We start from the raw sequence: 10081 nt of genomic DNA, 5'->3' as shown, positions 1-10081 counted from the left end.
ACGCCAGCAGCGCGTCGTCCTCGATACCGGAGCCGCGCGCGTGGATGTTCGGGCCGCCGACGAGCTTGCCGGTGGCGCTGTCGACCACGATGAAGACCGAGACGATGCCCTCCTCGCCCAGGATGCGGCGGTCCTTCAGCGACGACTCGGTGATGTCGCCGACCGAGAGACCGTCGACGTAGACATAGCCGGCCTGCACCTTGCCGGCGATTTTGGCGACGCCGTCCACGAGGTCGACGGCCACGCCGTCCTCGGCGATGACGCAGCGGTTCTTCGGGATGCCGGTGAGTTGGCCGAGGTCGGCGTTGGCCCGCAGGTGGCGCCATTCACCGTGGATCGGCATCAGGTTGCGCGGCTTGCAGATGTTGTAGAAGTACAGCAGCTCGCCGGCGGACGCGTGGCCGGAGACGTGCACCTTGGCGTTGCCCTTATGGACGACCTTGGCGCCCCAGCGGGTGAGGCCGTTGATGACCCGGTAGACCGCGTTCTCGTTCCCCGGGATGAGGGAGGAGGCGAGGACGACGGTGTCGCCCTCGACGATGCGGATCTGGTGGTCGCGGTTGGCCATCCGGGAGAGGGCCGCCATGGGTTCGCCCTGCGACCCGGTGCAGACCAGGACGACCTTCTCGTCGGGGAGGTCGTCCAGCACCTTGACGTCCACGACGAGGTTGCCGGGCACCTTGAGGTAGCCGAGTTCGCGGGCGATGCCCATGTTCCTGACCATGGAACGGCCGACGAACGCGACCTTGCGGCCGCGCTGGTGGGCCGCGTCGAGCACCTGCTGGATGCGGTGCACATGGCTGGCGAAGCTGGCGACGATGATGCGCTTCTCGGCTTTGGCGAAGGTCTGCGCCAGGACCTCGGCGATGTCGCGCTCGGGCGGGACGAAGCCGGGGACCTCCGCGTTGGTGGAGTCCGCGAGCAGCAGGTCGATGCCCTCTTCGCCGAGCCGCGCGAAGGCGCGCAGGTCGGTGAGGCGTCCGTCGAGCGGCAGTTGGTCCATCTTGAAGTCGCCGGTGACGACGACCATGCCGGCCGGGGTGCGGATGGCGACGGCCAGCGCGTCCGGGATCGAGTGGTTGACGGCGACGAACTCGCAGTCGAAGGGGCCGATGCGTTCCCGGTCGCCTTCCTTGACTTCGAGGGCGTACGGGCGGATGCGGTGCTCCTGGAGCTTCGCCTCGATCAGCGCGAGGGTCAGCTTGGAGCCGATCAGCGGGATGTCCTCCTTCTCGCGGAGCAGGAAGGGAACGGCGCCGATGTGGTCTTCGTGGCCGTGGGTGAGGATGATGCCGACGACGTCGTCCAGGCGGTCCCGGATGGAGGTGAAGTCCGGCAGGATCAGGTCGATGCCGGGCTGTTCCTCCTCGGGGAAGAGGACGCCGCAGTCCACGATCAGCAGTTTCCCGCCGAATTCGAAGACGGTCATATTGCGGCCGATTTCTCCGAGGCCGCCGAGTGGCGTGATGCGCAGGCCGCCCTCGGGCAGATTCCGCGGGGGGCCGAGTTCAGGGTGCGGATGGCTCAAAAGGTTCTCCCTACCGCGCACACCTCATGGCCCGCTCGGGGCCCGGGAGGTGTGCGAGACGATATTGGCTTGTGTTTCTCTTCGCTTATGCGTTCGGTTCTACGGTCTGTATTCAGTTGTGAAGTCGTTGTCAGAGATGTACCCCGCCTGCGGCGAGATCCTTCCTGAGCTGCTCGGTCTCGGCGGCGCCGAGGGCGAGCAGGGGGAGCCGGAGCGGGCCGGCGGGCAGTCCGCGCAGCGTCAGGGCGGTCTTGGTGGTGATGACCCCCTGGGCGCGGAACATGCCGGTGAAGACGGGAAGCAGCCGCTGGTGGATTTCGGCCGCCTTGGTGACGTCCCCACCGGTGTACGCCTCCAGCATGGCGCTCAGCTCGGGGGTGACGAGGTGGCCGACCACGGAGACGAAGCCGGCCGCGCCGATGGACAGCAGCGGCAGGTTGAGCATGTCGTCGCCGGAGTACCAGGCCAGGCCGCTGCGGCCGAGTGCCCAGCTGGCGGCGGCGAGGTCGCCCTTGGCGTCCTTGTTGGCGACGATGCGGGGGTGCTCGGCGAGCCGGACGATGGTCTCGGTCTCGATGGCGACACCGCTGCGGCCGGGAATGTCGTAGAGCATCACGGGCAGGCCGGTGGCGTCGGCGATGGTGCTGAAGTGCAGGTACAGGCCCTCTTGCGGGGGCTTGCTGTAGTACGGGGTGACGGTGAGCAGACCGTGGGCGCCGCTGCGTTCGGCCTGGCGGGCCAGTTCGACGCTGTGCGCGGTGTCGTTGGTGCCGACACCGGCGATCACGTGGGCGCGGTCACCGACGGCTTCCAGGACGGCGCGGACCAGCTGGTCCTTCTCCGTGTCGCTGGTGGTGGGCGACTCTCCGGTGGTGCCGTTGACGACGAGACCGTCGTTGCCCGCGTCCACGAGGTGGGTGGCGAGCCGCTGGGCGCCGTCGAGATCGAGGGCGCCGTCGGCGGTGAACGGTGTGACCATTGCGGTCAGAACCCGGCCGAAAGGGGCCTTGGGGGTGGAGGTCGCAACCATGGATCCCACGCTACTCGGTGTGTGTACGGGGGCGCAGCCCTGGGACCTGCGAGAAAGGACTCCGGCGCTGTCTGCTCGGGGGTTCAGGCACCGCCGGAGTCCGTTTCTGCAGCCTAGATGAACTTCACGAATGCCTGCAATCCGAACACTTCGGACATTTTTCAGGGGGCGACTCGGCCGTTCGCGTTGAAGGCGGCGTGCGTGAGCGGCATCAGCTCCGCCCAGGCGGCTTCCATCTTCTCGCCGACCATCTCGATCTCCCGCTGCGGGAAGGACGGCACCCGGGCCAGCTCGTGCTGCGTGCGCAGTCCCAGGAAGTGCATCAGCGACCGCGCATTGCAAGTCGCGTACATCGAGGAGAACAACCCGACCGGGAGAGTGGCCCGCGCCACTTCCCGCGCCACCCCGGCCGCCAGCATCTCCTGGTAGGCGGCGTAGGACTGCGCGTAGGACTCCTCCATCGCCCGCACCACCCGCTTGTGCTGCTCGGCTGTCCCGTGCACGAACTCGTACTTCCCCGGCCGCCCCTGCTGGACCAGCTTCCGGTCCTCCCCCGGCACGTAGAACACCGGCTGCAACTCCCGGTAGCGGCCTGACTCCTCGTTGTACGACCAGCCGACGCGGTGGCGCATGAACTCGCGGAAGACGAAGATCGGGGCGCTGATGAAGAAGGTCATCGAGTTGTGCTCGAAAGGGCTGCCGTGGCGGTCGCGCATCAGGTAGTTGAGCAGGCCCTTGGAGCGCTCGGGGTCCTTGGTCAGTTCTTCCAGTGACTGCTCACCCGCGGTGGAGACGCGGGCCGCCCACAGCACGTCGGAGTCCGAGGCGCTGTGCTTGATGAGGTCGACGGTCACGTCGTCACGGAACTTCACGGGAGTCTCGGCCTCTGGTGATAGGTCGTTGGGCACCCTCGTTCCTTCCGTTTGGTACTTGGTCAGCCACCCTTTCACGCTCGAATCGTCGGGTCGACAGCGACCTGCCGAGCCGGGGTTGGTTGTTGCCGCTGGGACGGATAACCTCACCGATCAGAGCCCGTCCGCCCCCTCCGGAAGCCGGAAGAGGATTGTCCGCGTGTCCCTGCCCTACCGCCCCGCCACTGCCGTGAACGACGAGTTCGCCACCGGGCGTGCCCTGCCGCACGCCGTTCTGGACCACTGGACGCGGCCGTACCGGCCGGGACCGTGGCGGGTGGCCGCCGCGGCGCTGGCATTGATGCTGGCCGCGTACCTGCTGCTCGCGGCGCTGATCATGGCACTGGCCGGCGGGGCGTCGGGGGCCGCGACGGTGCTGGTCATCGCGCTGCTGATGATCGCGTGCACGCTGCGGCTGCTGCGGGTCGGGGTGTGGCTGAGCGGCAAGGGCGTGCGTCAGGTGGGGTACTTCGGCACGGTCACGGTGCCGTGGGGCCGGGTGGCGTCGGTGCGGACCGCGCAGCAGCCGGTGAAGGTGATGGGGCTGCCGCGTACGGTGCAGGGGCAGGCGCTGCTGATCACCCGGCGGGGCGGGCAGTCGCTGCGGCCGCTGCTGACCGACCACAACGCGGACTTCCTGGGCCGGATCGAGGCGTTCGACATCGCGGCCGACGCGATCGAGAGCTGGGCCGCCGAGCTCCGCTGAAGCCGCTGCCCGCCGGGCACCGTACGGCCACCCGGAATCACCCGGGTGGCCGGTGGCGTTCCGTGGCACCGTACGGACCGGGCGGCGCCGGCTACTTGCCGTCGTGCAGGGCGATGGCCCGCTGCATCGCCTTGCGGGCCCGCGGGGTGTCCCGGGCGTCGAAGTAGGCGATGGCGAGCCGGAACCAGTTGCGCCAGTCGTCGGGCGCGGCCTCGGTCTCGGCCTGGCGCTTGGCGAACACCTCGTCTGCGGACGCCCGGTCGATCCGGCCGCTGGGGGTACGGGCCAGCTCGTCGACCGGCAGCCCGCCCTCGGCCTCCAGTTCGCGGCCGAGCCGGCCGGCGTGCCGGGCGAACTGGGTGGTGTGCCAGAGGAACCAGGCACCGATCAGCGGCAGCACCAGGACCGCGAGGCCGAAGGCGATGGTGACCGGACGGCCGTCGGCGATCAGCAGCACTCCGCGGTCGCCGGCCAGGACGAAGTAGAAGACCAGGGCGAGCGCGGAGACGGCGTAGCTGAGTTTGGCGCGCATCGCTTGGTTCAGTCCCCTTCGGACCCGGCGGGCTCTTCCGCCAGGAAGTGTTCCAGGCCGAAGGTGAGGCCGGGGACACCGGGTACCGTCCTGGCCGCGAGCAGGACGCCCGGCATGAAGCTGCTGTGGTGCAGGGAGTCGTGCCGGATGGTGAGGGTCTCGCCGGTGCCGCCGAAGAGCACCTCCTGGTGGGCGAGCAGGCCGCGCAGCCGTACCGAGTGCACCGGTACGCCGTCCACGCCGGCGCCGCGGGCGCCCGGCAGGCCGTGGGTGGTGGGGTCCTGCTGGGGAGCCCGGCCCGCCTCGGCCCGGGCGGCGGCGATCAGCTGGGCGGTGCGGGTGGCGGTGCCGCTGGGGGCGTCGGCCTTGTTGTCGTGGTGGAGTTCGATGACCTCGACGGTCTCGAACCACCGGGCGGCCTGCTGGGCGAAGCGCATGGTGAGCACGGCGCCGATGGAGAAGTTCGGGGCGACGAGTGCCCCGGTGCCCGGGGACGCGGCCAGCCAGCTCTCCAGGGTGGCCAGCCGTTCCGGGGTCCAGCCGGTGGTGCCGACCACGGCGTGGATGCCGTGGCCGACGGCGTACTCCAGATTGCCCATCACGGCATCCGGGTGCGTCAGGTCGACGGCGACCTGGGCGCCGGCGTCGGTCAGTGTCTCCAGCCGGTCGCCGCGGCCGATCGCGGCGACCAGCTCCAGGTCGTCGGCGGCTTCGACGGTGCGGGCCGCCTCGGAGCCGATCCGGCCCTTGGCGCCGATGACGGCCACACGGAGCTTGCTCATCGTTCTGCGGTCCTTTGCGTGGTGGGACGTGAGTCGTTACGCGATGGCTTCGTGCAGGCGGGCCGCCTGCTTGTCCTTGACCGGGCCTATGACGGCCAGCGAAGGACGCTGCCCCAGTACGTCGCGGGCGACCGCGCGTACCTCGTCCGGGGTGACCGAGGAGATCTTCGCCAGCAGGTCGTCCACGGAGAGCTGGTCGCCCCAGCACAGCTCGCTCTTGCCGAGCCGGTTCATCAGGGCGCCGGTGTCTTCCAGGCCCAGCACGGTGGAGCCGGACAGCTGTCCGATGGCCCGCTGCAACTCCTCGTCGTTCAGGCCGTGTTCGGCGACCTGGTTGAGCTCGTCCCGGCAGATCTTGAGGACTTCCGGCAGCCGGCGCGGCTGGCAGCCCGCGTACACCCCGAACATGCCGCAGTCGGCGAAGGAGGAGGTGTAGGAGTACACCGAGTAGGCCAGGCCGCGCTTCTCGCGGATCTCCTGGAAGAGCCGGGAGCTCATGCCGCCGCCGAGGGCGGTGGTGAGCACGCCGAGCGCCCAGCGGCGGTCGTCGGTGCGGGACAGGCCGGGCATGCCGAGGACGACATGGGCCTGTTCGGTGCGGCGGTCCAGGATCTCCACCCGGCCGGCCGCGCGGATGGTGCGGGCGCCGTCGCGCGGTGCCCGCGGTACGGCGTCGGGGTCGCGCAGCGCGCCGGCCGCTTCGAAGGCGTCGCGGACCTGGCGTACGACGGTGTCGTGGTCGAGGTTGCCGGCCGCGGCCACCACCAGGTGCGTGGGGTCGTAGTGCTTGCGGTAGAACCGGGCCACCTGGTCGCGGGTGAGCGCGTTGATGGTATCCACGGTGCCCAGCACCGGGCGGCCGAGCGGGGAGTCGCCGAGCAGCGCGGTGGTGAACAGGTCGTGCACCTGGTCGCCGGGGTCGTCCTCGGTCATGGCGATCTCTTCGAGCACCACCCCGCGTTCGGCGTCGAGGTCCTCCTGCCGGATGAGGGAGGAGGTGAGCATGTCGCTGACCACGTCGATGGCCAGCGGCAGGTCGGTGTCGAGCACCCGCGCGTAGTAGCAGGTGTACTCCTTGGCGGTGAAGGCGTTCATCTCGCCGCCGACCATGTCGATGGCCGAGGAGATGGCGAGCGCGCTGCGCCGCGGAGTGCCCTTGAAGAGCAGGTGTTCCAGGTAGTGGGTGGCGCCGTTGAGCGCCGGGGTCTCGTCGCGGGAGCCGACGCCGGCCCAGATGCCGAAGGTCGCCGAGCGCACCGTCGGCAGGGTCTCGGTGACGACCCGCAGGCCGCCGGGGAGCACGCTGCGGCGGACCGTGCCGATGCCGTCGGTGCCGGGCAGGAGGGTCCGCGTGCGGACGGCCCGCCCCTTGGTGGAGGGGCGGGCCGTCACTGCGGTGGAGCGGGTCGTCACTGGGCCGACTCGTCCTTGACGTCGCCGTCTGCGTCGTCCTCGCCGTCGATGACCGGGATCAGCGAGAGCTTGCCGCGCTGGTCGATCTCGGCGATCTCGACCTGCACCTTGGCGCCGACCCCGAGGACGTCCTCGACGTTCTCGACGCGCTTGCCGCCGGCCAGCTTGCGGATCTGCGAGATGTGCAGGAGTCCGTCCTTGCCCGGCATCAGCGACACGAAGGCGCCGAAGGTGGTGGTCTTCACGACCGTGCCCAGGTACCGCTCGCCGACCTCGGGCATGGTCGGGTTGGCGATCTGGTTGATCATCGTGCGCGCGGCTTCGGCCTGGGAGCCCTCGGTCGCGCCGATCAGCACCGTGCCGTCGTCCTCGATGGAGATGTCGGCGCCGGTGTCCTCCTGGATCTGGTTGATCATCTTGCCCTTGGGGCCGATGACCTCACCGATCTTGTCCACCGGGATCTTGATGCTGATGATCCGCGGCGCGTTGGGGGACATCTCGTCCGGGACGTCGATGGCCTCGTTCATGACGTCGAGGATGTGCAGCCGTGCGTCGCGGGCCTGCTTGAGGGCCGCGGCCAGGACCGACGCCGGGATGCCGTCCAGCTTGGTGTCGAGCTGGAGGGCGGTGACGAAGGTCTTGGTGCCGGCGACCTTGAAGTCCATGTCGCCGAACGCGTCCTCGGCGCCGAGGATGTCGGTGAGCGCCACGTAGTGCGTCTCGCCCTCGATCTCCTGGGAGATCAGGCCCATGGCGATACCGGCGACGGGGGCCTTGAGCGGCACACCGGCGTTCAGCAGCGACATGGTGGAGGCGCAGACCGAGCCCATCGAGGTGGAGCCGTTGGAGCCCAGCGCCTCGGAGACCTGCCGGATCGCGTAGGGGAACTCCTCGCGGGTCGGCAGCACCGGGATCAGGGCGCGCTCGGCCAGGGCGCCGTGGCCGATCTCGCGGCGCTTGGGGGAGCCGACGCGGCCGGTCTCGCCGACGGAGTACGGCGGGAAGTTGTAGTTGTGCATGTACCGCTTGCGCGTCTCGGGCGCGAGGGTGTCCAGCTGCTGCTCCATGCGGAGCATGTTGAGCGTGGTGACGCCCAGGATCTGGGTCTCACCGCGCTCGAAGAGCGCCGAGCCGTGCACCCGCGGGATGGCCTCGACCTCGGCGGCCAGGGTGCGGATGTCGGTGACACCGCGGCCGTCGATACGGACCTTGTCGCGGATGACGCGCTGGCGGACCAGCTTCTTGGTCAGCGAGCGGTAGGCCGCGGAGATCTCCTTCTCTCGGCCCTCGAACTGCGGGAGCAGCTTCTCGGCGGCCAGCCCCTTCACCCGGTCGAGCTCGGCCTCGCGGGCCTGCTTGCCGGGGATGGTGAGCGCCTGGGCCAGTTCGTCGGTGACCGCGGACTCGAGCGCCTCGAAGACGTCCTCCTGGTAGTCCAGGAAGATCGGGAACTCGCCGGTGGGCTTGGCGGCCTTGACGGCCAGCTCCGACTGCGCCTTGCAGAGCACCTTGATGAACGGCTTGGCGGCCTCCAGGCCGTTCGCCACGACCTCCTCGGTCGGCGCCTCGGCGCCGCCCGCGACCAGCTGGATGGTCTTGGCGGTGGCCTCGGCCTCCACCATCATGATCGCGACGTCGCCGTCGTCGAGCACGCGGCCGGCGACCACCATGTCGAAGACCGCGTCCTCGAGTTCGGTGTGCGTCGGGAACGCCACCCACTGGCCCTTGACCAGGGCGACGCGGACGCCGCCGATGGGGCCGGAGAACGGCAGGCCGGCCAGCTGCGTGGAGCAGGAGGCGGCGTTGATGGCGACCACGTCGTAGAGGTGGTCGGGGTTGAGCGCCATGACCGTGCAGACGACCTGGATCTCGTTGCGCAGGCCCTTGACGAAGGACGGGCGCAGCGGGCGGTCGATCAGCCGGCAGGTGAGGATGGCGTCCTCGGACGGGCGGCCCTCGCGGCGGAAGAAGGAGCCGGGGATTCGGCCGGCCGCGTACATGCGCTCCTCGACGTCCACCGTGAGGGGGAAGAAGTCGAAGTGCTCCTTGGGCTGCTTCGAGGCGCTGGTGGCCGAGAGCACCATGGTGTCGTCGTCCAGGTAGGCCACGGCGGAACCGGCGGCCTGACGGGCCAGGCGGCCCGTCTCGAAGCGGATGGTACGGGTGCCGAAGGTGCCATTGTCGATGACGGCTTCGGCGTAGTGGGTCTCGTTCTCCACTATGGGGATTCTCCTCGTCTTTGCCCGCGGGGCGTGTCCTCGCGGGCCATCGGTGGAGGGGCGTCCTGCCGGGGGCCGGTCTTCGATCGAAGCCTCCGGGGGTGCGACCACCCGGGGGCCACTACCGAGGACCGGCGTATGCGGCGGATAGGAGGACGCTCCTCCTCATTCGTTGTGAGCCCGTTGCCGGCTCGGTGTCGCTGTTGTTGCTGTTGTCGCTGTCGTGCTGTTTTCACTTGTTCACTGCTGCCAACGGCACCATTGCACCAGACGACGCCGGGATCGTGCACGTCATGTGCGCGTTCCGTGGCCGCGTGCGCACGGCTCCGTGGCATTTCCGGCGCCGCACTTCCGTGGCGTCGTGGACGCGGTGTGTGCCGTCTGTGCCGTCCACGCCGCCTGTGCCGTCTATACGGCAAGGGGGAGCGGCCCCGTACGACGGGAACCGCTCCCCCCTCCGCGACGTCCTAGCGAACGCCCGCCGCGCCGGCACGGATGCCGAGGCGCTCACGGAGCTCACGGAAGCGCGTGATGTCCTTCTTGGCCAGGTACTGCAGCAGACGGCGGCGCTGGCCGACCAGGATCAGCAGACCACGACGCGAGTGGTGGTCGTGCTTGTGGGTCTTGAGGTGCTCGGTCAGGTCCGAGATCCGGCGGCTCAGGAGAGCGACCTGGACCTCGGGGGAGCCGGTGTCGCCCTCCTTGGTGCCGAACTCGGCGATGATCTGCTTCTTCGTCTCGACGTCGAGCGACATACGGACTCCTTGGGTGTCATTGGCCTCCGAGCGCCCCCGGTCTTCATCGCGGGGTGTCTCAGATGACTCGCGAGGCACGGCCACGCGGCGATACCACACGCGTGACCGTCACCCAGAGTACCAGCCCGTACCGAGGTCCCTACCCGCGGGTCATCGGGGCAGGAGGCGGGCGGCAGTCCTGACATCAGGCGGGCGGCGACGATTA

9 protein-coding genes (1 of these 9 cut by a window edge) are annotated in these 10081 nt (G+C 69.6%); 1 reads left to right on the top strand and 8 read right to left on the bottom strand.

Annotated features, from left to right (window positions below):
- The 3 genes from OG552_RS26970 to thyX form a co-directional block, all read right to left on the bottom strand.
- Positions 1-1528, bottom strand: the 5' portion of a protein-coding gene (locus tag OG552_RS26970) for a ribonuclease J (protein WP_329137222.1). 158 nt of this gene lie to the left of the window's left edge; 1528 of the gene's 1686 nt are visible here — the first part of the coding sequence; its start codon is at positions 1526-1528; its stop codon lies off the left edge, out of view.
- Positions 1529-1658: 130 nt separating this feature from the next.
- Positions 1659-2558 carry a 4-hydroxy-tetrahydrodipicolinate synthase gene (gene dapA, locus OG552_RS26965; RefSeq protein WP_329137220.1) on the bottom strand — a complete coding sequence of 300 codons (900 nt, stop codon included), beginning with the start codon at positions 2556-2558 and terminating at the stop codon, positions 1659-1661.
- Positions 2559-2719: 161 nt separating this feature from the next.
- The gene (gene thyX, locus OG552_RS26960; RefSeq protein ID WP_329137218.1) at positions 2720-3466 is read right to left on the bottom strand and encodes an FAD-dependent thymidylate synthase; all 747 of its coding nucleotides are present in this window, start codon (positions 3464-3466) and stop codon (positions 2720-2722) included.
- Positions 3467-3629: 163 nt separating this feature from the next.
- Here thyX and OG552_RS26955 point away from each other — a divergent pair, with 163 nt between their 5' ends.
- Entirely contained in the window at positions 3630-4175 is a 546-nt protein-coding gene (locus OG552_RS26955) for a hypothetical protein (protein ID WP_443071040.1), read from the top strand.
- Between the two features lie 91 nt (positions 4176-4266).
- On the opposite strand, the gene OG552_RS26950 is transcribed toward OG552_RS26955, so the two are convergent.
- The 5 genes from OG552_RS26950 to rpsO all read right to left on the bottom strand — a co-directional run bounded on the left by OG552_RS26950 (position 4267) and on the right by rpsO (position 9876).
- The gene (locus OG552_RS26950; protein WP_329137216.1) at positions 4267-4707 is read right to left on the bottom strand and encodes a hypothetical protein; all 441 of its coding nucleotides are present in this window, start codon (positions 4705-4707) and stop codon (positions 4267-4269) included.
- An 8-nt stretch (positions 4708-4715) separates the two neighbouring features.
- Positions 4716-5489 carry a 4-hydroxy-tetrahydrodipicolinate reductase gene (dapB, locus tag OG552_RS26945; RefSeq protein ID WP_329137214.1) on the bottom strand — a complete coding sequence of 258 codons (774 nt, stop codon included), beginning with the start codon at positions 5487-5489 and terminating at the stop codon, positions 4716-4718.
- Between the two features lie 36 nt (positions 5490-5525).
- Positions 5526-6902: a M16 family metallopeptidase gene (locus OG552_RS26940; RefSeq protein ID WP_329137212.1), complete on the bottom strand. Its 1377-nt coding sequence runs from the start codon at positions 6900-6902 to the stop codon at positions 5526-5528.
- The gene (locus OG552_RS26935) at positions 6899-9121 is read right to left on the bottom strand and encodes a polyribonucleotide nucleotidyltransferase (RefSeq protein ID WP_329137210.1); all 2223 of its coding nucleotides are present in this window, start codon (positions 9119-9121) and stop codon (positions 6899-6901) included. Before OG552_RS26935 ends, OG552_RS26940 begins: the two co-directional genes overlap by 4 nt.
- A gap of 467 nt (positions 9122-9588) precedes the next feature.
- Positions 9589-9876, bottom strand: a complete 288-nt coding sequence (rpsO, locus tag OG552_RS26930; protein WP_033173003.1) for a 30S ribosomal protein S15 — start codon at positions 9874-9876, stop codon at positions 9589-9591.
- Positions 9877-10081: the final 205 nt, after the last annotated feature.

The sequence above is a fragment of the Streptomyces sp. NBC_01476 genome (assembly GCF_036227265.1).
Lineage (GTDB): Bacteria > Actinomycetota > Actinomycetes > Streptomycetales > Streptomycetaceae > Actinacidiphila.
The sequence above is the reverse complement of the archived record's forward strand: the minus strand, read 5'-3'. Positions and strand labels throughout refer to the sequence as shown.

Coding starts and splice junctions, on each gene's coding strand:
- dapA (WP_329137220.1), bottom strand. CDS start 2,558: ATGGTTGCGACCTCCACCCCCAAGGCCCCTTTCGGCCGGGTTCTGACC.
- OG552_RS26950 (WP_329137216.1), bottom strand. CDS start 4,707: ATGCGCGCCAAACTCAGCTACGCCGTCTCCGCGCTCGCCCTGGTCTTC.
- dapB (WP_329137214.1), bottom strand. CDS start 5,489: ATGAGCAAGCTCCGTGTGGCCGTCATCGGCGCCAAGGGCCGGATCGGC.
- rpsO (WP_033173003.1), bottom strand. CDS start 9,876: ATGTCGCTCGACGTCGAGACGAAGAAGCAGATCATCGCCGAGTTCGGC.